This window comes from Deltaproteobacteria bacterium (genome assembly GCA_011375175.1).
Lineage (GTDB): Bacteria > Desulfobacterota > GWC2-55-46 > GWC2-55-46 > DRME01 > DRME01.
Window position 1 is genome coordinate 1 of the sequence record DRME01000074.1, and the last position, 23877, is coordinate 23877.

A 23877-nucleotide genomic window follows, 5' to 3' on the forward strand; every position below is an offset into this window, starting at 1 on the left:
ACGAAGAGGAGCTCGGGCGTCGGCGCCTGCGCCCTGATGGTCACCGCTATCCTCTCCCTCACGCTGTCGAGGTCGAACATGACGCCCAGCATGGCCTCGGCCCCGGCCTCTATGGCCTCTTCGAGCCGTCGCCCCTCGGAGCGTATGCCGACGTCGGCGCCGTGTTCCAGGTATGTGTACGGCATATCCCCTCCTTCCAGTCGTCGCCACCGGGGAAAAACGCCGCCATCCGGTACGTTCCCGCCATACCGTGGTGAATTGTAACAGTTCGCCGCTCAAAGAGCAAACCAAACCGGTAGATGGAAGGGGTGTGTGCGCGAAGGAGAGAGCGCAAAGACTTCCTGTACCACTTGACCGCCCTTCGGTTGTATGTTACCTTCTCGCCATGAAAAAGTTCCCCCTGCGGCCGGCGGCGCGTTACGCGGCGGAGCCTGCGCCCTCGCGCCCCGAGGCCGGAGAGAGAAGATGAAGATACTCGTAACGGGCGGGGCCGGCTTCATAGGCTCGCACCTGGTGAGGGCCCTTCTCGACCGGGGCGACGAAGTGGCGGTCATCGACGACTTCAACGACTTCTACGACCCGGCCCTCAAGCGCGGGAACGTGGCGCCGCTGCTCGAAAACCCCCGTTTCAGGCTCCACGAGGCCGACATAAGGGATCGGGGGCGGATGGACAGCATAGTCGAAGGGTCGAGGCCCGATGCGATCTTCCACCTCGCCGCAAGGGCCGGCGTGCGGCCGTCGATAGAGGCCCCCTTCCTCTACGAGGAGGTCAACTCCATCGGCACCCTCGCGCTCTTGGAGGCGGCCCGAAGGCACGGGGTGAAGAACTTCATCTTCGCCTCGTCGTCGTCCGTCTACGGCATCAACAGCAAGGTGCCGTTCTCGGAGGACGACCCCATAACCTCTCCCATCTCACCCTATGCGGCGACCAAGAGGGCGGGCGAGCTCCTCTGCCACACCTACTCCCACCTCTACGGTCTGCCGGCGACGTGCCTGCGGTTTTTCACCGTCTACGGCGAACGCGGCCGGCCCGACATGGCGGTGGCCAAATTCACGAGGAAGATATGGGCGGGGGAAGAGGTGGAGATCTACGGCGACGGCTCCTTCCGCAGGGACTTCACCTACATAGGCGACATACTGGACGGGCTGCTGAGGACCCTGGAGACACCGCGCCGCTACGAGATAATAAACCTCGGAGGCTCCCGGACCGTCGAGGTCAGGGAGCTTGTGGCGGTCATCGAGTCCAGGCTCGGCAGGAAGGCCCGCATAAGGTACAGGCCCCAGGCCCCCGGTGACGTGCCCGTAACCTACGCCGACGTAACAAAGGCGCGGAGCCTTCTCGGCTTCGAGCCGAAGGTGGGCATAGAGGAAGGCGTGGGACGCTACGTGGAGTGGTTCCTGGCAAGGGCTGCCGCCGGGGGCGGCGGGGAGGCGCATTGAATCTCAAAAAGACGTTCATAAGGGACTTGAGCGAGGGCGGCGGCGTGGAGGGCCTCTTTCTCGTGACGAAGAAGGAGACCTCCATGAGCAGGACCGGCAGGCCATACCTGAGCCTGCGGCTCAGGGACCGCACCGGCGAGGTCGAGGCGCGGGTGTGGGACGACGCCGAGAGGATAGGGCGGGCCTTCGCAAAGGACGACGTGGTGGCCGTGAAGGGACACGCCGCCACCTTCAGGGGCGAGATACAGCTCAACCTCACCGACGTGCGGGCCGTAGGCCGGGAGGATTATTCGCTGCGCGACTTCCTGCCCTCGTCGCGGCGCGACCCCGCGGAGATGATCGCGGAACTCGACGCCGTGGTCGAAGGGCTGAAGGACCCGCACATAAAGGGACTGCTCAAGGCCCTGCTCGCCGACGACGACGTGAGAAGGCGTCTCATGACGGCGCCGGCGGCAAAGAGCATGCACCACGCCTATCTCGGCGGCCTGATCGAGCACATACTCTCGCTGTGCGGCCTCGCCCGCCTCGCGGCTGACCACTACGGCGACGTAAACGGCGACATGCTCATCGCGGGAGCGGTGCTTCACGACATAGGAAAGATATACGAGCTCAGCTACGAGCGCAGCTTCGACTACACCGACGAGGGACGCCTCATAGGGCACATCACCATCGGCGTAGAGCTCGTGGACGAAAAGCTGCGCCTTCTGCCCGGTTTCCCGAGGGAGACGGCCATGCAGCTCAAGCACATGATACTGAGCCACCACGGTCTGCTCGAATACGGGTCTCCAAAGCGCCCGAAGTCGCTCGAAGCGCTCATACTCTCCTTCATAGACGACCTCGACGCAAAGGTGCAGGCCTTCCGCGCCGCCGTCGACTCCGGCGGGGCCGACGAGCGCTGGACCCCCTACCAGCGCATCTTCGAAAGATACCTCTACAAGGCCCCAGCCGCCCCTTCGGACGAGCGGGAGCCGGCGGAGACGGAGACGGCCCGGGGCGGGAAGAGGACCGCAGGAGGCGCCCCGGACGACACACCCGCCGAAAAGAGGGCCGCCGACCCGGCCGCCGTCAAGGAAGACAAGGAGCTCGAGCTCTTTTAGAGCCGGGCCGACCCTGCCATATGCCGTCCAAGAAGACCACCAAAAACGCTCTGAAGCGCATAAACGACTCGGTAGAGAAGGCCTGCCGCAAGAACCCGCTCTTCAGCGACGGCTCACTCGTCTTCGGCGAGGGGCCGGCCCCGGCCAAGCTCATGATAGTGGGCGAGGCGCCCGGCAGGACCGAGACCCGGGAGAAAAAGCCCTTCGTCGGCAAGGCCGGCGCCTACTTCACCTCCATACTCGAGGAAGAGCTCGGCCTCAAGCGCGAGAGGATATACATCACCAACGTCGTCAAGGTCTGGCCCAAGATCGACACGCCGCGGGGGAGGACCAGGGCGCCGTCGGCGGCGGAAGAGGCCTTTTTCCTCCCCTATCTCATGAAGGAGATAGCGGCCGTGGAGCCGGTGGTCATCATCGCCGTCGGGAAGACGGCCTTCAAGGCCCTGGTGCCGGAGCGGGCCTTCAAGCCCAACAGGTGGGTCGAGACCGAGGGACTGAGGATAATGCCCGTCTACCATCCGGCCTACCTGCAGCGCAGACGCAGGAGCATGGCCGAGCTGGAGGAAGAGTTGCGCGCGGCGCTCAAGGAGGTGGCGGCCCTCATAAAGCCTCGCCGCAGACGGAGGAGAAGACGCCGCTCCGAGAAGAAGCAAAGAGAGGGAAGCTCCGATTAGGAACGCCCCGTGGGAGCTCTGAAGAGGGCCTGCCCGCTCCCGACGCCTTGGGGGGCGTTACCGGGATCTCCCTATTGGGGGGGAGGCCTCGGGAAGCCTCCTTGCCGGCATGGCGTCTGCGCCGCACTTCCGGCGGCGCGGGTCGAGGGCCGGCAGGAAGACCCTGAACTCCGAGCCCTCGCCGGGGGCCGAGTCGACGAAGACGCTCCCGTTGTGGTCCTTGACGATGCCGTAGACCACGGCAAGCCCGAGCCCCGTGCCGGTGCTCCGCCCCTTGGTCGTGAAAAAGGGCTCGAATATGCGGCGCCTTGTCTCCTCGTCCATGCCCACGCCCCTGTCCCTCACGGTGATCAGGCAGTAGCGTCCCGCTTCCAGCCCCGGCGGAGCCGCCGCGCCCCCCTCGCCGGCAACGACGCTTTGCGTCGATACCGTGACCACGCCGCCCTCGGGCATGGCGTCTCCGGCGTTGACGACGAGGTTCATTATGACCTGCTCCATCTTGCCCACGTTGGCGAGCACGGGATCGAGCCCCTCGGCAAGCTCCGTCTCTATGCGGACGTTGTGTCCCAACACGGGCTTGAGTATGTGGAGCAGCGACTCGATGAGGCGGTTTAAGTCCACCTCCTCGAGCTCGAGGGCCCGGCTGCGGCTGAACTCGAGGAGCTGGCGCGTAAGCCTCGCGCCGCGCTCGGCCGTGGTTCGTATCTTGCTCACCGTCTCATAAACGGGGTCTGATCTGTCGAGCTTGAGCATGGCCGAGTAGGTGAAGGCCTTTATGGCCGTCAGGAGGTTGGTGAAGTCGTGGGCCACGCCTCCGGCGAGCCTTCCGACGGCCTCGAGTTTCTGGGACTGGTAGAGCCGCGCCTCCATCTCGCGCTTTTCCCGCTCCGACTCCTTCAGCCCCGTCACGTCCTCGGCTATGCCGACGAGCCTTGTGAGCGACCCGTCGTCGCCGTGGACAGGGAAGGCGCGGTCCCGTATGTGGCGCACCGAGCCGTCGGGACGCACTATCCTGTACTCGATCAGCGTTTCGCCGTCGGTGTAGCCGCCGTAATAACGCGCCACGCGCCTGCGGTCCTCGGGGTGGACGGCCTTTATGTAGGAGAGGAGGTCCGAGTAGAGGGCGTCGCTGCTGCGGCCCCATATCTTCTCGTAGGCGGGACTTATGTAGATGAGCCGCCTCTGCGAGGGCGAGACCATCCAGAAGACCTCCTTTATGTTCTCGGCCATCTCCCTGAAACGCTCCTCGCTCGCCCTCAGGGCCTGTTCGGCGTGCTTGCGCCGTATGATGACGCCCAGCTGGGCCGCCACCGTCGAGACCAGCTCGATGAGCCTTCTGTCCTCCTCCCTGGACTGGAACATGAAGAAGACGAGCACGGCCAGGACCTCGCCCGATGCTACGATGGGGATTCCGAGGGCCGCCTTGAGCCCCGTCTCCAGGGCGAGCGAGGTGCGCAGAAAGACCTTTTCCGAGGTCGCCGACACGTCCGGTATCCACTCCGGCCGCCCCGAGGCCCAGACCCTGCCGGGAAGCCCGACGTGGGGCTCGAACCGGAAGCGCTCGCTCTCTTTTCTGAAGGCGTGGAGGCTCGTGTGGCAGGTGTACCAGGCCGGGCTCAGTTCGAGCGCGCCGGTGCGGGCGTTCATGGTCCAGGCCTCGCCGTAGTGCCAGCTCGTGGCGTCGCTCACCATGCGGAGCGCCACACCGAGGGCCTCGTCGAAGTCGTCGGCCTCGCTTATGGCCCTTGTCATCCTCTGGAGCAGCCGCATCTCGTCCTCGGCCCGCTTGCGGCCGGTGATGTCGCGTCCCGTAAGGACCACCACCCTCTCGCCACCGACCGAGACCGCCCGGCCGCTCACCTCCACCTGTATCCTGGCCCCGGCCTTCGTCGTCCAGAGCGTCTCTACGAGAAAGGAGCCGCCGGAATCGGCCGCGGCGGCCATGGCCCGCCGGGTCTTTTCGTAGACCTCCGGTGCGATGATCCTCTCGGCCGCAAGGCCCCTGATCCCCTCGGCCGACCAGCCGAGCATACGGAGCGCCGCCTCGTTGGCGTCGATCACCGCGGCCGCCGGCCCCCCGGCGCCGGCCACGGCCAGGATGGGGTCGCCGGCCGACTCGAAGAAGGCCCGGTACCTGGTCTCCGGCAGGGGGGAGGCGACGCCGGAGGCGGCGCCGCCGCCATCGTCTCCCCCCACGGCCCGCAGCGCCCTCACGATGGAGTACGCCGCTCCGAGGGACGCCGTCCCGAGGGCCGCAAGAGAGAAGACGAGCTCCCACTGCTCCAGGGCGTAAGACGCGCCGCCCGAGGGTTCGCCAGCGGCGACCCCGAAGACTACGATGACACAGAGGCCGAAGAGGGCGAACCACGGAACGCCGCGCCCAAGGACAGTCGCCGTGAGGGAGGGGCGCTGCGGACGGAGGAAGAGGCCGAGCCCCAAAAGAAAGAGGGCAAGGCCGTATATGAAGTACGTGATGCGCATCGAGCCCATCCAGTCCTGCTGCAAGTGCGCAGATGCAGGTCGTCGTCCCGGCCGAAGGGGAACCCATCCCCCGCCTGCATGGCGGTCCCCGTTGAAGCTCAGCCCGCGCCGGACGGGGCCTTACGCCCTTGCGGGCCGAACCTCCCGGCGACCGCCACGCAGGGACGAATAAGATATGAGGAAGCCCTGATTAATTACCCTGGGGCGAACTTGCGGCTCCCTCGTATGTTATTCGGATGTCCGGCGGTCCTTTGGGGGTTCGGCCCGCGCCAGGCGGGGTTTTCTTACGCCTTTGCGGGCCGAACCCCCAAAGGACCGCCCCCCGGCCAGCTGATGCGGGCAAGACGCCCCCTTTAAAGACTTTCAATACGAGGTGGTTTCCCCCTGTCTTGCCAGGCAAAAGAGGGGGAAACCAACTCGCGTTAAGAGTTTTTTTGAGGGAGTCCGAGGGAACCGTGGGTCTGCGACCCGTGGGTCCGTGACCCTTTACAAAAGGTTCCCTCAGGGCAATAAGTCAGACTCTCCTTAATTCATACCACGGAAAGCCGTCTCTTTGAAGTACTTATGGTGGAGAGGAACCGGGGGAGGCAAAGGGAGGCGACTGACGGCTCCCGGCGAAGACGAGTCCTTCCAGTGCCCGCAGGCGCGATGCGCCTATGCCCCTGACGTAGAGAAGCTCCCCCACGGAGCCGAAGCCCCCGCGCCGCGCCCTCTCCGCGACAATCGCCCCGGCCAGCCCGTAACCTATGCCGGGCAGCAGGACGAGCTCCTCGATTCCGGCAGAATTGATGTCGATGGGAACTCCCGGCACAGGCGGCGGACCGGCAAGAGAACGCACCCCGGCGGAAGGGGAAGGGCCGAAGAACCAGACGGCCGCACGGCGCGGCAGATCGGAACGGAGCGCCGCTGTTACGGCCATGAGCGCCGCCAGGAGCAAGAGCGCAAGGCCGCGCTCGCGATCACGCTCGAAAGAGACCTCCCCTTCCCGCTCATGGGCCATGGAATCGTCCTCGGAGGCGGTCTTTCATGGGGCGGGCCACCTCTTCTCCTCTTCTTCTTTCTGTCCTTGTAGAGCTTGTACTCGATACTGTCGACCAGGGCCTGCCAGCTCGCCTCGATGACGTTTTCCGAGACGCCGACGGTGCCCCAGCGGTCCTCGCTGTCGCCGGACTCGATGAGGACCCGCACGCGGGCCGCCGTGCCCGCGCCGGCGGTGAGGACCCGGACCTTGAAGTCCAGAAGCTCCACGTCCTTCAGCGATGGATAGAACCTTTCAAGGGCCTTTCTGAGCGCCTTGTCGAGGGCGTTGACCGGTCCGTTGCCTTCGGCCGCCGTGTGGGCCACCACCCCTCCGACCTCGAGCTTTATGGTCGCCTCCGAGTAGGGCTCCTCACCCTCCCTCCTCTTCTCGTCGATTACCCTGAAGCCCAGGAGCTTGAAGGGTTTTCGCCGCTTCTTCCTGAGAGTGCGCTGGATGAGGAGCTCGAAGGACGCCTCGGCGCCCTCGTACTGGAAGCCCTGGTGCTCGAGGACCTTGAGGTCGTGGAGCACCTTTCGCACCGCCTCCTCGCGGCTCTCCACGTCCACGCCGTAGGCCTGGGCCTTGTAGAGGATGTTGGAGCGGCCCGAGAGGTCGGAGACGAGCACGCGCTGGTGGTTTCCGACGAGCTCGGGCCTTATGTGCTCGTAGGTCTCGGGCTCGCGCGTCACGGCGCTCACGTGTATGCCCCCCTTGTGGGCGAAGGCGCTCTCGCCCACGTAGGGCTGGTGCTTGAAGTGCGGGAGATTGGCGAGCTCGTAGACGAGCCGCGAGACCTCGCGCAGCTTTCTGAGCCTCGCCGCCGTTATGACGTCGAGCCCCATCTTGAGCCGCAGCGCCGGTATGATGGAGCACAGATTGGCGTTGCCGCAGCGCTCGCCGAAGCCGTTGAGCGTGCCCTGCACGTGGACGACCCCCATGCGCACGGCCTCGAGGGTATTGGCCACGGCCGTCTCGGAGTCGTTGTGGGCGTGGATGCCCAGGGGCGCGGCGACCCGCTCCTTAACGGCCGCGACGATCTCCGCTATCTCGCCGGGCAGTGTCCCGCCGTTGGTGTCGCATAGGACGAGACAGTCGGCCCCGGCCTCCTCGGCGGCCCTGAGCGTGCGCATGGCGTAGTCGGCGTCGGCCTTGTAGCCGTCGAAGAAGTGCTCGGCGTCGTAGAAGACCGTATCGACCCTCTTCTTCAGGTAGGCCACCGAGTCGCGGATCATGTCGAGGTTCTCTTCGAGCGGGACCTTGAGGGCATGGGTCACGTGCAGCTTCCAGCTCTTGCCGAAGATGGTCACGGCCGCGGTGCCCGCGCCGAGAAGGGCCTTTATGTTGGCGTCGCGCGACGCCCTGGTGCGGGCGCGGCGCGTGGAGCCGAAGGCCGTGAGCACCGAGCGCGCAAGCTTCACCTTCGACATCTCCTCGAAGAACTCGATGTCCCGGGGGTTGCTCCCCGGCCACCCGCCCTCGATGTAGTGGACGCCGAGCTCGTCGAGGGCCTGCGCAATCCGCACCTTGTCCTCGACGGTGAACGATATGTCCTCGGCCTGCGTGCCGTCACGCAGCGTGGTGTCGTAGAGGGTAATCATATGTATCTCTTTCGGATCTTCGGCTGCACCGGGGGGTCGGCCCGCGCCAGGCGGGATCTTTACGCCTTTGCGGCCCGAACCCCCCGGCACAGCCCCCCGAGGCAATCGGGGCGGGCAGGACGCCCCCTTCAAAGACTTTTAATTCCCTGCGGATCATCCCGATTTTGCAAGCAAAATCGGGATGATCCGCAGGGCGTTAAAAGTTTTTGGAGGGAGTCTGAGGGAACCTTTTTTAAAAAGGTTCCCTCAGTAAAGGTTTCTTCAGGGCAGTTCCTCTTCCACGTCGTCTCTTCCCAGTTCGAAGGCGTCGTGGAGGATCCTCACGGCCAGTTCCGTGTACTTCGAGTCTATGACGCAGGATATCTTTATCTCCGACGTCGATATCATCTGGATGTTTATGTTCTCCGCGGCCAGGGCGGCGAACATGCGCGAGGCCACGCCGGCATGGCTTCTCATGCCGGCGCCGACGATGGATATCTTGGCTATGTCGGGGTCGCCGACCACGTCCCGCGCGCCCAGTCCGGCGGCGATGCCCTTCACGTGCTCGAAGGCCCTTTTGTAGTCGTCCTTGGTCACGGTGAAGGTCATGTCCGTGAAGCCGTCGTGACTTATGTTCTGGACTATCATGTCCACGTTTATGCCCTTCTCGGTGAGCGGCTCGAAGAGCCTTGCGGCGATGCCGGGCTTGTCGGGCACGCGGAGCACCGAAATCTTGGCCTCGTTGCGGTTGTAGGTCACGCCAGAGACAACGACCTTCTCCATCTCCTCATCCTCCTTGCATACGAGCGTGCCCGGCGCGTCGGAGAAGGAGGAGCGCACCATGATGGGCACGTCGTACTTCTTCGAGAACTCGACCGAGCGGGTCTGAAGGACCTTTGCGCCCATGCTCGCCATCTCGAGCATTTCGTCGTACGATATCTTCTTGAGCTTGCGCGCATGGGGACAGATGGCGGGATCGGTGGTATAGACGCCCTCCACGTCGGTGTATATCTCGCAGAGGTCGGCGCTCAGGGCCGCCGCCAGGGCCACGGCGGTGGTGTCCGAGCCGCCGCGGCCGAGCGTGGTTATGTCGCCGCGCCCGTCTATGCCCTGGAAGCCCGCGACGACGACGACCCTGCCGGCCCCGAGCTCTCTTCTTATGCGGCCGTCTTCTATCTCCTCGATGCGGGCCGAGCCGTGGCGGCCGTCGGTGCGCACCGGCACCTGAAAGCCCAGCAGGCTCACCGCCGGCGTCCCCAGCTCCTCCACGGCCATGGCGAGAAGCCCTATCGTCACCTGCTCGCCCGTGGAGACCACCGTGTCGTACTCCCGGCCCGGCGGGTCATGCGAGCACCGGCGCACGAGCGAGATGAGCCTGTCCGTCTCGCCCGCCATGGCCGAGACGACGACGACCACGTCGTTTCCGGCCTTGCGGGTCTCGACCACCCGGCGCGCAACGTTCCGGATACGCTCTATGGAGCCCACGGAGGTGCCGCCGTACTTCTGGACCACCAGCGCCACGGCCGCTACCTCCTCCTGCCCACCTTGTGGACGGCCAGGCCGTGCACGTCCTCGGCCGCCTCGAGCACGACCTCCGGCAGCGTGGGATGGGCGTGGATGGTGCCGGTTATGTCCCTCACCTTCGCGCCGCTTCTCACGGCAAGGGCCACCTCGCCTATGAGGTCGGTGGCGTGGGCGCCCACTATGGTGCAGCCCAGTACGCGATCGGTGCCTGGGTCGGCCACGACCTGCACGAAGCCTTCGGTCTCGTCCATGGCCAGGGCCTTGCCGCAGGCGGCGTAGGGGAAGCGGCCGACCTTCACGTCCATGCCCTGCTCGGCCGCCGTCTTCTCGCGCAGCCCCACGCTCGCTATCTCGGGGTCGGTGAATATGCCGGCGGGCACGGCGTCGTAGCTCATGGCCGCGGACCCGCCCATGGCGTTGGCGGCGGCCACCCCGCCCTCGGCGCTCGCCGTGTGGGCAAGGAGCATCCCGCCCGTCACGTCGCCGATGGCGTATATGCCGGGGACGTTCGTCTCCATGCGCTCGTTGACCTTTATGCGGCCCCGCTCGGTCTCAACGCCCGCCGTCTCGAGTCCGAGCCCCCCGGAGTTGAAGCGGCGGCCTATGGAGACGAGCACCTTCTCGGTCGTTATCTCGCGGCCGCCGGAGACGACGGTCCTGACCGAGCCGTCGCGGACCTCCACCTCCTCCACGCCGACACCGGTGAGCACCTCCACGCCCATGGCCTTGAAACTCTTCATGACGGTGCGAACGACCTGCCTGTCCTCGGTGGAGAGGATGGCGGGCAGGAGCTCGACCATGGTCACGCGGCTTCCGAACTTGGCGAAGATGGTGGCGAACTCGCAGCCCATGACACCGGCTCCGATTACGAGCAGGCTCTCCGGGACCTTCCTGATGTCGAGCATCTCGGTGGAGGTGAGGACGTTTTCGCGGTCCATGTTGAAGGCCGCTATCTCGGCGGGCTCGGAGCCGGTGGCTATGATGACGTTCTTCGCAAGCAGCGTCTCCGTGGCGCCGTCGCGCTCGACGACCACCTTCCCGGCGCCGTCGAGGCGTCCGTTGCCGCGCAGGAGTTCCACACCGTTGCCCTTGAGAAGCTGCTCCACGCCTCCGACGAGTCTCTTCACCACCTCGTCCTTGCGGTCAACGGCCACGGCCATATCGAAGGACGCCTCTGCCACACTCACTCCGAAGCGTTGGGCCTTTTTCACGGCCGTCAGGGTCCTGGCCGAGTAGTAGAGGGCCTTCGTAGGTATGCAGCCGCGGTTGAGACAGGTTCCGCCGACCCTGTCCCTCTCGACGACGGCCGTCTTCGCCCCCATCTGAGCGCCCCTTATGGCGGCCACGTAGCCGCCGGGCCCCCCGCCTATGACAACGATGTCGAACTCCCTCATCAATTACCTCCCCTCGGTATTTTCAAGGCGGTCCGCCCCCGTGCCCGTCCCCGGCCCGCGCCGGGCGATCTCGATCCGCCTGCGTCCCGTCCCGATGCGGCTTATCTTCACCACCAGGGCCTCGTCGGGCACGATCTCCGGAAACCTGTCGGCCCACTCCACAAGCGTCACGCCCTCTCCGTAGAGGCAGTCGTCGAGCCCCAGGTCGGGGAGCTCGCCGGCGTCCGCCACCCTGTAGAGATCCACGTGGTAGATCGGCACTCTGCCGCCCTCGTAGATGTTTACGATGGTGAAGCTCGGGCTCTTGACGTATCCATCGAAGCCGAGCCCCCTGGCCACCCCCCGGACGAAACAGGTCTTTCCGCTTCCGAGCTCTCCGCAGAGCGCCACCACGTCTCCCGGCCCCAGTTCCCCGGCGAGCCCGGCGCCGAGGCGCTCGGTCTGCTCCGGGCCCTCGGTGGTATGGACGCCGTGTCTAAGGGTCACGGGACCTCGAAAGCTCGCTCAGAAGCGGCGGGAGCGCCTCCAGGAGGTCGGTAGCCACCAGGCCGGCCTCGTAGCCCCGGCTGGCGAGCCTCTGCGCCGCCAGGCCGTGGATGTAGGCGCCGGCGGCGGCCGCCGCTGCCGGCGCGGCCCCCTGGGCGAGCAGCGCGCCGATTATGCCCGTCAGTATGTCGCCCGTGCCGGCCGAGGCGAGGGCCGCGCTGCCCGTGGGATTGACGTAGACCTTTCCCGAAGCGGCGGCCACGACGGTGCCGGCGCCCTTGAGCACCACGACCGCGCCGGTCAGGTCCGCGAGCCTGCGGGCCGAAGCGAGCCTGTGGTCCTGGACCCCGGCGGCCGTGGTTCCGAGCAGCCTCGCGGCCTCGCCGGGATGGGGCGTGAGCACGAGCCGGGCCTCCACCTCCTTTAGACCGTCGAGCCTGCCGGCCAGCACGTTGAGGCCGTCGGCGTCGACTACCACCGGGCAGCGCGCCTCGCGGAGCAGCGCGGAGACGAAAGAGGCCGTGGCGTCGGAAGCGCCGATGCCGGGGCCTACGGCGAGCGCCGACTTGCCTTCGAGCAGGGCCCTCGCGCCGTCCGCCGACGCCTTGCAGAAGGCGCCGTCGGCGCCGGCTGCGAGGGCGCAGGTCATGACCTCGGTCGTCTTCGCCTCCATGGCCTGGGCGATGCTCTCGGGCACGGCCAGCGTCACCAGGCCCGCTCCGGCGCGCATGGCCGCAGCCGCGCTCATGTACGCCGCCCCTCCCTTGCCCGGCGAGCCGGCCGCAACGAGCAGGTGGCCGTAGGTGCCCTTGTGGGAGTCGGCCCCGCGGGGTCTCAGGACCTTCCATACGAAGTCCTCGTCCACGAGTTCGAATTCGGCCTCCCCCTCCTCGAGCACGGCCCGCGGAGCCCCGATGTCGACGACCTCGATGCGGCCCGCATGGGCGCGTCCGGGATAGACGTAGAGGCCCGTCTTGGGAAGGGCCATGGTGGCCGTCACGTCGGCGCTCACGGCCCGGCCCAGCACACGGCCCGTCGAGGCGCACAGCCCGGAGGGCACGTCCACCGAGAGCACGGGCTTGTCGAGGCCGTTTATGAGGTCGATGACCTCGCCGTAAAAACCCTCGACGGGACTTGAAAGGCCGGTGCCGAGGACGGCGTCGATTATGAGCGTGCTCATCATGAGCGGCGAGAAGTGGCGCTTCAGCTCTTCGGTCGTGCGCACCAGATGGACTTCGCCGCCCATCCTCACCCAGCTACGGGCGTTGCGGCCGGCATCGCCTTTTATCTCGTCGATGGAGGCGAGGGAGAAGACGACGGCCGAGACGCCGCGGTTGCAGAGGTGACGGGCCGCCACGAAGCCGTCTCCACCGTTGTTGCCCTTGCCGGCGACGACCGCCACGGGCCCCCTCCCGCCGTCGAGCATGGAGACGGCCACATCGGCCACCCCGCGGCCGGCGTTCTCCATGAGCTGCAGCCCGCTCACGCCGTAGGTCTCCATGGCCCTGCGGTCCATCTCCTTCATGGTCCTTGCATCGACGAGTCTCATGGCGTCCTCCCCACAATGACACTCGCAAGACTTACGCCGCCGTCGTGGCTCATCGACAGCGACGCGGCCACACCCTCGAGACACGCCCCGACGAGCACGGGCCTGCCGAGGCCGTCGCGCCCGACCTCCACGTGCCTGAAGGGCACGGCCCTGCCCAGCGCCTTGCGCAGGGCCGCCTTGGCGGCGAAACGCGCCGAGAGAGCCGCGGCCGGACGCCTCCGGGAAAGACCGTACTCGATCTCGGCGGCCGTGAAGAGCCGCTCGAGAAGCCGCCGTCCCCGGCGCTCCATGGCCGCCTCGAAACGGCCGATATCGACCATCTCCATGCCGATGCCGACGATCTCCACAGGCGCGCACCCTTAAGGAAGCTCTGATTTATTGCACCGAGGGAACCTTTTTGTAAAAAGGTTCCCTCAGACTCCCTCCAAAAACTTTTGACGCGAGTTGGTTTCCCCCTGTTTTGCCTGGCAAAACAGGGGGAAACCAACTCGTATTGAAAGTCTTTGAAGGGGGTCTGGGGGAAACTTTCTGCAGAAGGGCCATGGGCCCACGTTTCCCCCTGCCCCATCGTATGTTATCCGGCTCTTCGGCTGCACCGGGGGTTCGGTCCGCGCCGGCTGCCTCGTGGCGGCGGTCCCCGGGGGATTCGGTCCGCAAGGGCGTAAAAGACCCCGCCCGGCGCGGACCGAACCCCCCGGGGACCGCCGCCGTCTTTCGAAGATACGAAACAACGTACAGGGGGGCCGTGGAGAACACGGCAAGGCGCCTACCCCTTGACGATGCGCGCCATCTCCCGCACGGCGGCCTCCATGCCCACGTATATGCTGCGCGCCACGATGCTGAAGCCTATGGCGTAGCCCGTTATCTCCCTTACGGCAAGCAGCGGCCTTACGTTCCTGAAGTCGAGGCCGTGGCCCGCGTGGACAGCGAGGCCGAGACTCGAGGCCAGCGCCGCGGCGTCGGCGATCCTCTCAAGCTCGTCCGCGTGCCCGCCGCGCCTGAAGCGTTCGGCATAGGGGCCGGTGTGTATCTCCACGCCGTCGGCGCCGAGGGCGCGCGCCCTCTCTATCATCGCGCGGTCCGCGTCGATGAAGAGGTTGACCCTGATACCCGCGTCCCGCAGGCGCGCAATGAAGGGTTTGAGCGAGTCGAAGCGTCCGTCCACGTCGAGCCCGCCCTCGGTGGTGAGCTCCGCCCTGCGCTCGGGCACCAGCGTCGCCATGTCAGGTCCCACCTCGACGGCTATGTCGCCCATCTCGTCGACGGCGGCCATCTCCAGGTTGAGCTCGGTCTTGATCGTCTCGCGCAGCAGGCGCAGGTCGCGGTCCTGGATGTGACGCCGGTCCTCGCGCAGGTGAACGGTTATGCCGTCGGCTCCGGCGAGCTCGGCCAGGTATGCGGCGGCCACCGGGTCCGGCTCCGTATCGAGCCGCGCCTGCCGGACCGTCGCCACGTGATCGACGTTGACCGAAAGAGTCGGCATCTCAGCAGAGCTCCTTTCTCAGTATGTCGGCCAGCTCGGCGGCCATCGTCTCGATCTGGGCGCTGTCGCGGCCCTCGACGGTTATGCGCGCAAGGGGCTCGGTGCCCGAGTACCTTATGAAGGCGCGGCCCCGGCCCGATAGCTTCTCCCTCACTCCGTCGAGGGCCTTTTGCAGAAGCGGCATCTCTTCGAGCGGACGCTTCTTGCCGACCCTCACGTTCAGGAGCACCTGGGGATAGGGGTCGAGGATCGAGGCGAGCTCGGAGAGGGGACGGCCGGAGCGCACCATCATGGCGAGCACCTGCATGGCCGTTATGATGCCGTCGCCGGTGGTGGTGTGGTCGAAGTAGACGAGGTGGCCCGACTGCTCGCCGCCGAGGTTGTATCCGCCTCTTCGCATCTCCTCGACCACGTAGCGGTCGCCGACCCTGGTCCTCACGACCCGGCCTCCCGCGCCCTCCACGACCTCCTCGAGCGCCGAGTTGCTCATCACCGTGGCCACCACGGTCCCGTTGTTCAGCGCGCCCTCCTTGAGCATGGCCGTGGCGCTCATGGCCAGCACCCTGTCGCCGTCGACGATCTCGCCCTTCTCGTCGACCAGTATACAGCGGTCGCCGTCGCCGTCGAAGGCTATCCCTATGTGGGCGCCGCTCCTCTTCACCTCCCCGGCCAGCGTCTCGGGGTGGAGCGCGCCGCAATCGAGGTTTATGTTCTCCCCGTCGGGCTTCACGCCCCGCCGGGCCACGACGTCGGCTCCGAGCTCGGTGAAGGCCTCGGGCGCGACCTTGTATGTCGCGCCGTTGGCGCAGTCGATGGCGATGCGCAGGCCGTCGAGCGTGAGGTCCTTGGGAAAGGAATTCTTGACGAAGACGACGTAGCGGCCTATGGCGCCGTTGACCCTGTAAGCCTTGCCCACCTCGCTCGCCGTGGGACGGTGGTTCGCCTCGTCGGTGCTGTTGAATATGAAGTCCTCTATCTCGAGCTCGAGCTCGTCGGGCAGCTTGAAGCCGTCGCGGGAGAAGAATTTTATGCCGTTGTCCTGGTAGGGGTTGTGGGACGCCGAGATGACCACACCGGCGTCGGCCCTCATGCTCGAGGTGATGAAGGCGATGCCCGGCGTCGGGAGCGGTCCCGTGATGTAGGCGTCCACCCCCATGGAGCAGACCCCGGCCATGAGGCTTGCCTCGATCATGTAGCCCGAAAGCCTCGTGTCCTTGCCTATTATTATCCTGTGACGGCGCGGCTCCTTCTTGAATACATAGGCTATGGCCCGGCCCAGTTGCAGCGCCGTCTCGGCCGTCATGGGCTCGATGTTGGCAATCCCCCTCACACCGTCGGTACCGAAGAGTCTCTTTTCCGCCATGACACCTCCCTCCCTGAAGAAACTCCGATTTATTCCGCCGAGGGGACCTCCCGAAAAGGGTCACGGACCCGCGGCCGCCTCAGACTCCCTCCAAGAACCTTCCGCTCACCCTTCCATCCGCCCTGGCTCTTGAGATCGCCGGAGGAGACGGGCTCCCCCGGTCCAGACAAAAAGTCTTGGGGTATCTTGCCCCCCGCCTGCCGCGGGTCGGCCCGGAGGAGGCCCGGTCCGCATATCCGAACGACAGAAGGAGCCCCTGACAGATCACCCCTGCGGAAACGCGGGGGCCTGGCCCTTCCACGGAAAGGTTCCCCCGGGGCAATCAAAGGCGCGCCTTCAAGGCGTCTGCGACGGCCGCAACAGCGCGCGCCTCGGCCACGTCGTGGACGCGCAGTATGCTCGCCCCAGCGAGGATGCAGGCCGCGTGGGCGGCCACCGTTCCGGTGAGCAGAGGGTCGCCGCCCCCCCCGGCTCCGGCCGCGGCCATGACCTTGCCGATAAAAGACTTTCTCGAAAGCCCCACGAGAAGCGGCAGTCCCAGGGAACGGAACTCGCCGAGCCTGCCGAGCAGATCGAGGTTGCCGTCCACGTCCTTGCCGAAGCCGATGCCCGGATCGAGGATGAGTCTCTTCGGCTCTATGCCGCTCGATACGGCGAAGGCGACGCGCTCGACGAAAAAGCGGTAGATGTCGGCCACGATGTCGCCATAGGCCGTGTTGAGCTGCATGGTCGCCGGCGTGCCCCTCATGTGCATGAGCACCACGGCGGCGCCGCTCCGCGCGCACAGGGGCGCCATGGCCTCGTCGGCCCGGAGCGCGCTTATGTCGTTTACGATCTGGACCCCCTCCTGTAGCGCCGCCCCGGCGACCTCGGCGCTCGTCGTGTCCACCGAGAGGGGCACGGTGAAGTCGGCGCGCCTTGCGAGGGCCGAGAGCACGGGCACGAGCCGCCGCTTCTGTTCGGCCGGGTCCACGGGCCGGGCGCCGGGCCGGGAGCTCTCGGCGCCGATGTCGATGATGTCGGCGCCCTCCTCGGCCATGGCCACGGCCCGCTCCACCGCCGCGTCGACGTCGGCGTAGCGGCCGCCGTCGTAGAAGGAGTCGGGCGTGACGTTGAGGATCCCCATCACCGCCGTGCGCCGCCGGAGCTCGAGCGTCCCGCTTCGAAGCGGGACGGCGAACTCCACGCGCCCGTGGTCGTCGAGGACCGCCCTTATCTCGGACTCCAGTTCCCCAAGACCGTAGGGCTGGGAGCGGAGCTTGCGCAAAAAGAGGCTCATCTGCCTCTTCGTCCCCGAGAGCAGGGCGTCGGTGCGCTCCACGGCGCAGGAGACGACCCCCTTCGACACGGCCGCCTCGCCGCCGACGGCGAGCATCTCCTGCTTTACGATGTTGGCCTGCGCGGCGCTGAGCCCCTCGACCTTGAGGTTGTAGTGGGTCTGCTTGGGCGCCATGAGCGCCACGCCGACGGGATCGACCCCTATGCGCTCCATCTCGGAGACGAAGCCGCCGGACGCAGCCGCAGCGAGGACCCTCACGCAGAAGCGCCGAGCACCTTTGCGCCCGCCCTTTTCCATGGAAACGATCTCTTCCCCAAAAAAACGGTCCCGGGGGGCTCGACGCCACCGGGACCCTCAGCGTGCCGATCAGCTCTTGCGGCGCATAAGGCGCGGGGCCGCATTCCGCGCCCCCGGCGCCGCCCGGTACTCCGCCTGCGCCGGCGCGGCCGGAGACGGCGGCGGTCCGCCCGGCGGCCGCTCGGCGAAGGACCGCCTACTTGGCCGGCGCTCCGGCCCCGATCCCCTCGCCCGCCGGCAACCCCGGCTCGACGTCGGCCTCGTCCTTGTCGGCGAGTTTCTCCCTCGCCGCCTGTCTCGTCGTCTCCACCGCGGTCCCCTCCTCACCGTCCCCGCCTCCGGCCGCGGGGCCCTCGAGCGCTTCGCCGCGTATGAGCCTGTCTATCTCGTCGCCGTCGAGGACCTCTTTCTTCAGGAGGGCCTCGGCGAGCCTGTGGAGCGCGTCTATATTATCCTCGATGAGCTTTCTCGCCCTCTCGTAGTTCTCCATGACGAGGCTCTTCACCTCGGTGTCGATCTCCACGGCCGTCTTCTCGCTGAAGTCGCGGTGCTGGGCTATCTCGCGGCCCAGGAATATGTGCTCCTCCTTCTTGGCGAAGGCCAGGGGGCCAAGCCGCTCGCTCATCCCCCACTCGCAGACCATCTTGCGGGCGAGCTCCGTGGCGCGCTCGATATCGTTGCCGGCGCCCGTGGTCTGATGGTTGAGCACAAGCTCCTCGGCGACCCGCCCGCCCATGAGCACGGCCAGCTTGTTGGCGAGGTACTCCTTGTTGTAGGTGTGGCGCTCGTCGACGGGGAGCTGCTGCGTAAGGCCGAGGGCCATGCCCCGCGGTATGATGGAGACCTTGTGTATGGGATCGGTGCCCGGGATGAGCCGCGCAACGAGGGTGTGTCCCGCCTCGTGGTAGGCGGTGTTGCGCTTCTCCTCCTCGCTTATGATCATGGACTTGCGCTCGCTGCCCATGAGTATCTTGTCCTTGGCCTCGTCGATGTCGGCCATCTCGATGCGGTCCTTGCCGCGCCGCGCCGCGAGCAGGGCCGCCTCGTTGACGAGGTTGGAGAGGTCGGCGCCCGAAAACCCGGGGGTGCCGCGGGCGATCTTCGAGAGGTCCACGTCGGGCGCAAGGGGTGTCTTGGCCGTGTGGACCCTCAGTATCTCCTCGCGCCCCTTGATGTCCGGCTTGGGCACCACGACGGTGCGGTCGAAGCGCCCGGGACGCAGAAGCGCGGGATCGAGCACGTCGGGCCGGTTCGTGGCGGCCACGATTATTACGCCCTCGTTGCTCTCGAAGCCGTCCATCTCGACGAGGAGCTGGTTGAGCGTCTGCTCGCGCTCGTCGTGGCCTCCGCCCAGCCCGGCGCCCCTGTGGCGTCCCACGGCGTCTATCTCGTCTATGAATATGATGCAGGGGGCGTTCTTCTTGCCCTGGATGAAGAGATCGCGCACCCTCGATGCGCCGACGCCGACGAACATCTCGACGAAATCGCTCCCCGATATGGTGAAAAAGGGTACGCCCGCCTCGCCGGCTATGGCCTTGGCCAGAAGCGTCTTGCCCGTGCCGGGAGGCCCCACCAGGAGCACGCCCTTCGGTATGCGGCCGCCGAGCTTGGTGAACTTCTTGGGGGCCTTGAGGAACTCGATTATCTCCTCCACGTCCTGCTTGGCCTCCTCAACGCCAGCCACGTCCTTGAAGGTCACGCGGTGCTGCTCCTCGGTGAGAAGCCTCGCCCTCGACTTGCCGAAACTCATGGCCTTGCCGCCGCCCGACTGCATCTGGCGCATGAAGAATATCCAGACAGCGATGAGCAGCAACATGGGGAACCAGGAGACGAAGATCGTCCCCCAGCTCGGCGTGTCGAGCACGGGCTCGGCCTTTATCCTCACCCCCGCGGCCCGCAGACGCTTGACGAGCTCGGGGTCGTCGGGCGCAAAGGTCCTGAAACCCTTCTCGCTCTTGAGCCTGCCCCGTATGTCGCTGCCCTGGATGGTCACCTCGGCCACCTCGCCGTTCTCGACGGCCTCCATGAAGTCGCTGAAGACTATCTGCTCAAGCGGAGGCTGCTTGTAGCTGAGGAAGTTGAACATGAAGATGACCGTGACTATGATGATTAGCCACATGGCTATGTTTTTGTAAAGCTGGTTCATGGTTACCTTTCCCGGTCTTTTTCGGTTCCCGCGGCCGCCGGGGAAAACTTGCTGAAGAAGGGTCGCCCCCTATCCCTTGTGTGTCATTCGTGTCTTCGGCGGTCCCCGGAGGTTCGGGCCGCAAGGGCGTAAAAACCCCCGCCCGGGCGGCCCGAACCTCAGGGGACCGCCACCCGGGCGGCGGGCGGTGTCAGGAAACCCCTCCGGAGACTTTATTACTCGGGCCGATGGAGCCCGCCTCCTCCGGCGGTCGCAAGAGCCGGCGCGGCTCAAACGGCGAATAGAAAGTCCTGGAGAGAGTCCGAGGGAGCCGTGGGGCCGTGACCCTCTTTCAAGAAGCTTCCTTCAGTGGAATACATCGGCCCTTTCTCATATATAAATTGATATTCTTACACAACTGGACGGCCAATACAACAGAAAAAACCTTCGCCTCAGCCGCCCGGAGGCCCGCCCCGCCCGGGACCGCCGCGCTCTCTCCCGCGCCCGGCCAGCGTTGCGGAGACCGAGGCGCTGTAGAGGAAGATGGCCGTCGAGTAGTAAATCCATACGAGAAGTATCATGACCGTGCCGAGCGAGCCGTAGAACTTGTTGTAGCTCGGAAAATTCGATATGTACCACTTGAAGAGCGTCTTGGCCGCCTCCCACAGCAGCGTGAAGAAGACGCTTCCCCACAGCGCGTCGACAAAACCCATGGAGCGGCCCGCTATTATCTTGAATACGGCCGCCACACTCAGCACGAGAAGCAGCGCCGGCAGGATATGGCTGAAGGTCAGACTCCTTACGAGCCACTCCGAAAGGTCTATATCGAAGACGGTGATGTCTATCTTTCTCACCACCTCCACCAGCGCCGTCATGCCGAGGGAAAAGAGGGCCGTCACAAGGCCCACGAGGATGACGGCCATGCCCGTAAGCCTTCGCATGAGAAAGCCCCTCGCCTCGCGGACCTCGAAGATGTCGGCCAGCGAGTCCTGCATGGCCGAGAGCACGAAGTCGGCCGTCCAGACCAGCGTCAGAAGACCGACCCATCCGAAGGTGGGCGCGTTGCGCGCAAGGCCCCGCACGTCCTCCACCAGGCTGTCGCTCAGGTAGGGGAGTCCCTCGCGCACCAGCTCAATGATCCTGTCGAGGAGCCCGGCCTGCACGCCGAGTATGAAACCGAGAAAGGCGGTGAGCAGAAAGAGGATGGGTATGAGCGAAAAGAGGGCGTAAAAGGAGATGGCGGCGGCCTTGTTGAAGCCGTCGTGGCGCCAGAACCGCTCGAAGCTGCGATGGAGGATGGAAAAGGGATTGGTCATGTCCTCTGCGGCGCGGCGCACACGACCGGCCCGGCGCGCTACTTCCTCATCCTGAAGTGGAGCCTCACCGGCACTTCGCCGAGGTCCAGCAGCTCCCTCAGCCTGTTTACGAGATAGCGGCGGTAGTGCTCGGCCACGCCGGCCGGGTAGTTGGCGAAGACCACGAAGGTGGGAGGCCGCACGCCGCTCTGGGTTATGTAGTAGAGCTTCACCTGCCTGCCGCGGTAGACCGGGGGACGTTTGCGCGCCGTAATCCCGGCGAAGACCTCGTTCAGGCGCGCCGTCGGCACACGTCTCGACGCAGCCTCGTCGAGCGAGGAGACGGCGTCGAGGATCGCCCCCGTCCTGCGGCCCGTCAGGGCCGAGACGAATATGATCGGGGCGAAGCCGAGACCAGGCAGCGCCGCTCTCACCTCCCGCTCGTAACGGGCCATGGTGTGGGAGTCCTTGTCCACGAGGTCCCACTTGTTGATCACGATGAGGGCTGGCTTGCCCCTCTCGGCTATGAGCGAGCCCACCTTCGCGTCCTGGCTCTTCACCCCCTCCAGCGCGTCAATGACCAGGAGCGCAACGTCGCAGCTCTCCACCGACCGGATGGCCGCCATGACCGCGTAGTTCTCGAGCCTGGAGCTCACCCTGCTCTTCTTCCTTATGCCAGCCGTGTCGACGATGACGAATCTGCGGCCGTGGTGGCGTATCTCCGTGTCCACGGCGTCGCGCGTGGTGCCCGGCACCTCGCTCACTATCATGCGCTCGCGGCCGGCCAGCCTGTTTAGGATCGAGGACTTTCCGGCGTTGGGCCTGCCCACGATGGCGACCTTCGTGACCGCTTCGTCCCTATCCTTGCCGCGGCGGACCGGCAACGCGGCCATCACCTCTTCGAGCAGCTCGTACACCCCGTCGCCGCGCTCGGCCGACACCGCCATGACCCTATCCACGCCGAGATCGTAGAACTCGGCCAGCGCCCCCTCGAGCCTCGGCGAGTCCACCTTGTTGACGGCGTAGATGACGGGCCTGTGCGTCTTTCTCAGCATGTCCACGAGCTCGCGGTCGGCCGCGGTCAACCCCTCGCGGCCGTCCATGAGAAAGATCACGAGGTCGGCCTCCTCCACGGCAAGGCGCATCTGCTCCTTGACCTTGCCCATGATCCCGCCGGCGGCCTCCGGCTCGAAGCCCCCGGTGTCCACGAGCGTAAAGGTGCGTCCCCCCTCGCTCACATCGCCGTAATTGAGGTCCCGCGTTACACCCGGCTCGCTGCGCGTTATGGCCTTGCGCCTGCCTATGAGCCTGTTGAAGAGGGTGGACTTGCCCACGTTGGGACGGCCCACTATGGCGACAAGCGGCTTCATGCCGCCACCCCATGGCCTGCCCGGAAGGGAAAAAGCCGGCCAGAGAGAAAAAGAGGTCTCTTATTCACAATCACCATGAAACCCACGCGGCGCGCACAGGGAAACCCTGATTAATTACCCTGGGGGAAACTTTCTGTAGAAGGGCCACAGGCCCACGTTTCCCCGCGCCCTCTCGTATCTTATTCGGATGTTCGGCGGTACCGGGGAGGTTCGGGCCGCAAAGGCGTAAAAAAATCCCGCCTGGCGCGGCCCGAACCTCCCCGGTACCGCCCCCGAGGCAGCGGGCGCGGGCAAGCCCCCCTCACGGACTTTCAATTTGGGCTAATGGGGCCCATTATTTACGCGCCTCGGTCGCCCCGGGACGAGGCCCTTGCCAGAGGCAGCCTTATGGTGAAGCTTGCGCCCCGTCCCGGCTCGCTCTCGGCGCTTATATCGCCGCCGTGGTCCTGGACGATGCGGTAGCTCATGGTGAGGCCCAGCCCCGCTCCGGTCATCTTGGAGGTATGGAAGGGACTGAATATCTTGAAGAGGTCGTCCTCCTCGATGCCGCAGCCCGTATCGCTTATCTCCACGACAAGGGAGGAGCCGTCCTCCACATGGGAGCGGATCCGTATCTCGCCTTTACTCTCTATGGCCTCCACCGAGTTCTGGAGGATGTTGAAGAAGGCCTTCTTGAGGTTACTGCGGTCAAGGAGCACCTCCGGCGGGTCCGCCATGAGGTCGAGGTCGATCTCTATCTCCTTGCCGTCCATGATGTCGCGCAGGTCCTCGAGGGCCTTGAGCATCACCAGGTTCACGTCGGAGCGCTGCAGCCGCGAGGTGAGTATGCCCTTGTACTCGTCGATCCTCTGTATCATGCGCTCCATGCGCTCCACGGCCTTTATGATCGTCGAGATGTACTCCCTGTTCCTGTCGTCGCGCTCCCTGGAGCGCAGGAGCCGGGCCATGCCGCCTATGGTCGCCAGCGGATTGCGTATCTCGTGGGCTATGCCGTCGACCATCTCTCCCAGGGCGGCCAGCTTCTCGCTGTCGTGGAGCCTGGTCTGCATGGCCCTCATCTTGAGGAGCGACTTGACCCTGGCCGACACCTCGATGAGGCTGCACGGCTTCTCTATGTAGTCCTCGGCGCCGAGCTCCAGTCCCAGGACCACGTCCTCGAGCTCGGACTTGGCCGTGAGCATGACGACCGGTATGAGCCTTGTCCTGTCGTCGCTCTTGAGGCGCCTGCACATCTCGTAGCCGTCCATGCGCGGCATCATTACGTCCACGAGGATGAGGTCCGGGTGAAAGGCCTCGACCTTGTCCAGCCCCTCCAGGCCGTCGCCGGCCTGCTCCACCTCGTAGCCGTCCATGACCATCTTGCTGGCTATGAGCTCACGGATGCCGGCGTCGTCATCGACTATGAGGACCCTCGGCTTCATC

The 23877-nt window shown here is 65.9% G+C and carries 19 protein-coding genes; 3 read left to right on the top strand and 16 right to left on the bottom strand.

All coding sequences use genetic code 11. From position 1 onward, the window contains the following. On the bottom strand, positions 1-185 hold a 185-nt coding region (locus ENJ37_06415), incomplete at its 3' end, for an archease (protein HHL40121.1). A gap of 280 nt (positions 186-465) precedes the next feature. Between ENJ37_06415 and ENJ37_06420 the strand changes: the two genes are divergently transcribed. Genes ENJ37_06420 through ENJ37_06430 form a run of 3 tightly spaced genes read left to right on the top strand, consistent with a single transcriptional unit; the run spans position 466 to position 3211 of the window. Beyond that, the gene (locus ENJ37_06420) at positions 466-1440 is read left to right on the top strand and encodes an NAD-dependent epimerase/dehydratase family protein (protein HHL40122.1); all 975 of its coding nucleotides are present in this window, start codon (positions 466-468) and stop codon (positions 1438-1440) included. Next, positions 1437-2537: an HD domain-containing protein gene (locus ENJ37_06425; GenBank protein HHL40123.1), complete on the top strand. Its 1101-nt coding sequence runs from the start codon at positions 1437-1439 to the stop codon at positions 2535-2537. Before ENJ37_06420 ends, ENJ37_06425 begins: the two co-directional genes overlap by 4 nt. Positions 2538-2557: 20 nt before the next feature. Further along, positions 2558-3211 (top strand): uracil-DNA glycosylase, encoded by a 654-nt coding sequence (locus ENJ37_06430; GenBank protein HHL40124.1) that lies wholly within the window; start codon positions 2558-2560, stop codon positions 3209-3211. A gap of 57 nt (positions 3212-3268) precedes the next feature. Here the strand turns inward: ENJ37_06430 and ENJ37_06435 are convergent, their stop codons facing one another. From ENJ37_06435 to ENJ37_06505, 15 genes are all read right to left on the bottom strand, one after another. After that, entirely contained in the window at positions 3269-5716 is a 2448-nt protein-coding gene (locus tag ENJ37_06435; GenBank protein HHL40125.1) for a PAS domain S-box protein, read from the bottom strand. 538 nt (positions 5717-6254) lie between these two features. Then, positions 6255-6692 carry a helix-hairpin-helix domain-containing protein gene (locus ENJ37_06440; GenBank protein ID HHL40126.1) on the bottom strand — a complete coding sequence of 146 codons (438 nt, stop codon included), beginning with the start codon at positions 6690-6692 and terminating at the stop codon, positions 6255-6257. Further along, positions 6602-8317: a citramalate synthase gene (locus ENJ37_06445; GenBank protein HHL40127.1), complete on the bottom strand. Its 1716-nt coding sequence runs from the start codon at positions 8315-8317 to the stop codon at positions 6602-6604. The genes ENJ37_06440 and ENJ37_06445 overlap by 91 nt, the downstream gene beginning before the upstream one ends. A 255-nt stretch (positions 8318-8572) precedes the next feature. After that, positions 8573-9811 carry an aspartate kinase gene (locus ENJ37_06450; protein HHL40128.1) on the bottom strand — a complete coding sequence of 413 codons (1239 nt, stop codon included), beginning with the start codon at positions 9809-9811 and terminating at the stop codon, positions 8573-8575. Positions 9812-9816: 5 nt separating this feature from the next. Continuing rightward, a complete protein-coding gene (lpdA, locus tag ENJ37_06455) occupies positions 9817-11208 on the bottom strand; it encodes a dihydrolipoyl dehydrogenase (GenBank protein ID HHL40129.1) in 1392 nt (463 codons plus the stop codon). A gap of 3 nt (positions 11209-11211) precedes the next feature. Beyond that, complete coding sequence (tsaE, locus tag ENJ37_06460; GenBank protein HHL40130.1) at positions 11212-11694, bottom strand: tRNA (adenosine(37)-N6)-threonylcarbamoyltransferase complex ATPase subunit type 1 TsaE; 483 nt, start codon at positions 11692-11694, stop codon at positions 11212-11214. Next, a complete protein-coding gene (locus tag ENJ37_06465) occupies positions 11684-13243 on the bottom strand; it encodes an NAD(P)H-hydrate dehydratase (GenBank protein ID HHL40131.1) in 1560 nt (519 codons plus the stop codon). Before ENJ37_06465 ends, tsaE begins: the two co-directional genes overlap by 11 nt. Continuing rightward, a complete protein-coding gene (locus ENJ37_06470; protein ID HHL40132.1) occupies positions 13240-13590 on the bottom strand; it encodes a 4'-phosphopantetheinyl transferase superfamily protein in 351 nt (116 codons plus the stop codon). Before ENJ37_06470 ends, ENJ37_06465 begins: the two co-directional genes overlap by 4 nt. 419 nt (positions 13591-14009) lie before the next feature. Then, positions 14010-14726, bottom strand: coding sequence for a pyridoxine 5'-phosphate synthase (locus ENJ37_06475; protein HHL40133.1), 717 nt, complete (start codon positions 14724-14726; stop codon positions 14010-14012). 1 nt (position 14727) lies between these two features. Beyond that, a complete protein-coding gene (locus ENJ37_06480; GenBank protein ID HHL40134.1) occupies positions 14728-16089 on the bottom strand; it encodes a phosphoglucosamine mutase in 1362 nt (453 codons plus the stop codon). 322 nt (positions 16090-16411) lie between these two features. After that, positions 16412-17665, bottom strand: a complete 1254-nt coding sequence (gene folP, locus ENJ37_06485) for a dihydropteroate synthase (protein ID HHL40135.1) — start codon at positions 17663-17665, stop codon at positions 16412-16414. 196 nt (positions 17666-17861) lie between these two features. Continuing rightward, positions 17862-19811: an ATP-dependent metallopeptidase FtsH/Yme1/Tma family protein gene (locus ENJ37_06490; protein ID HHL40136.1), complete on the bottom strand. Its 1950-nt coding sequence runs from the start codon at positions 19809-19811 to the stop codon at positions 17862-17864. Positions 19812-20242: 431 nt separating this feature from the next. Then, complete coding sequence (locus tag ENJ37_06495) at positions 20243-21127, bottom strand: YihY/virulence factor BrkB family protein (protein ID HHL40137.1); 885 nt, start codon at positions 21125-21127, stop codon at positions 20243-20245. A 17-nt stretch (positions 21128-21144) separates the two neighbouring features. Further along, positions 21145-22455 (bottom strand): ribosome biogenesis GTPase Der, encoded by a 1311-nt coding sequence (locus ENJ37_06500; GenBank protein HHL40138.1) that lies wholly within the window; start codon positions 22453-22455, stop codon positions 21145-21147. 338 nt (positions 22456-22793) lie between these two features. Continuing rightward, positions 22794-23876 (bottom strand): response regulator, encoded by a 1083-nt coding sequence (locus ENJ37_06505; protein HHL40139.1) that lies wholly within the window; start codon positions 23874-23876, stop codon positions 22794-22796. Position 23877: the final 1 nt, after the last annotated feature.

What these genes read in the sequence shown, in the direction of transcription:
- folP (HHL40135.1), bottom strand. Translation starts at nt 17,665, where the DNA reads ATGGAAAAGGGCGGGCGCAAAGGTGCTCGGCGCTTCTGCGTGAGGGTC.
- ENJ37_06500 (HHL40138.1), bottom strand. Translation starts at nt 22,455, where the DNA reads ATGAAGCCGCTTGTCGCCATAGTGGGCCGTCCCAACGTGGGCAAGTCC.
- ENJ37_06465 (HHL40131.1), bottom strand. Translation starts at nt 13,243, where the DNA reads ATGAGACTCGTCGATGCAAGGACCATGAAGGAGATGGACCGCAGGGCC.
- ENJ37_06475 (HHL40133.1), bottom strand. Translation starts at nt 14,726, where the DNA reads ATGCCGACTCTTTCGGTCAACGTCGATCACGTGGCGACGGTCCGGCAG.
- ENJ37_06420 (HHL40122.1), top strand. Translation starts at nt 466, where the DNA reads ATGAAGATACTCGTAACGGGCGGGGCCGGCTTCATAGGCTCGCACCTG.
- ENJ37_06430 (HHL40124.1), top strand. Translation starts at nt 2,558, where the DNA reads ATGCCGTCCAAGAAGACCACCAAAAACGCTCTGAAGCGCATAAACGAC.
- ENJ37_06480 (HHL40134.1), bottom strand. Translation starts at nt 16,089, where the DNA reads ATGGCGGAAAAGAGACTCTTCGGTACCGACGGTGTGAGGGGGATTGCC.
- lpdA (HHL40129.1), bottom strand. Translation starts at nt 11,208, where the DNA reads ATGAGGGAGTTCGACATCGTTGTCATAGGCGGGGGGCCCGGCGGCTAC.
- ENJ37_06490 (HHL40136.1), bottom strand. Translation starts at nt 19,811, where the DNA reads ATGAACCAGCTTTACAAAAACATAGCCATGTGGCTAATCATCATAGTC.
- ENJ37_06440 (HHL40126.1), bottom strand. Translation starts at nt 6,692, where the DNA reads ATGGCCCATGAGCGGGAAGGGGAGGTCTCTTTCGAGCGTGATCGCGAG.
- ENJ37_06505 (HHL40139.1), bottom strand. Translation starts at nt 23,876, where the DNA reads ATGAAGCCGAGGGTCCTCATAGTCGATGACGACGCCGGCATCCGTGAG.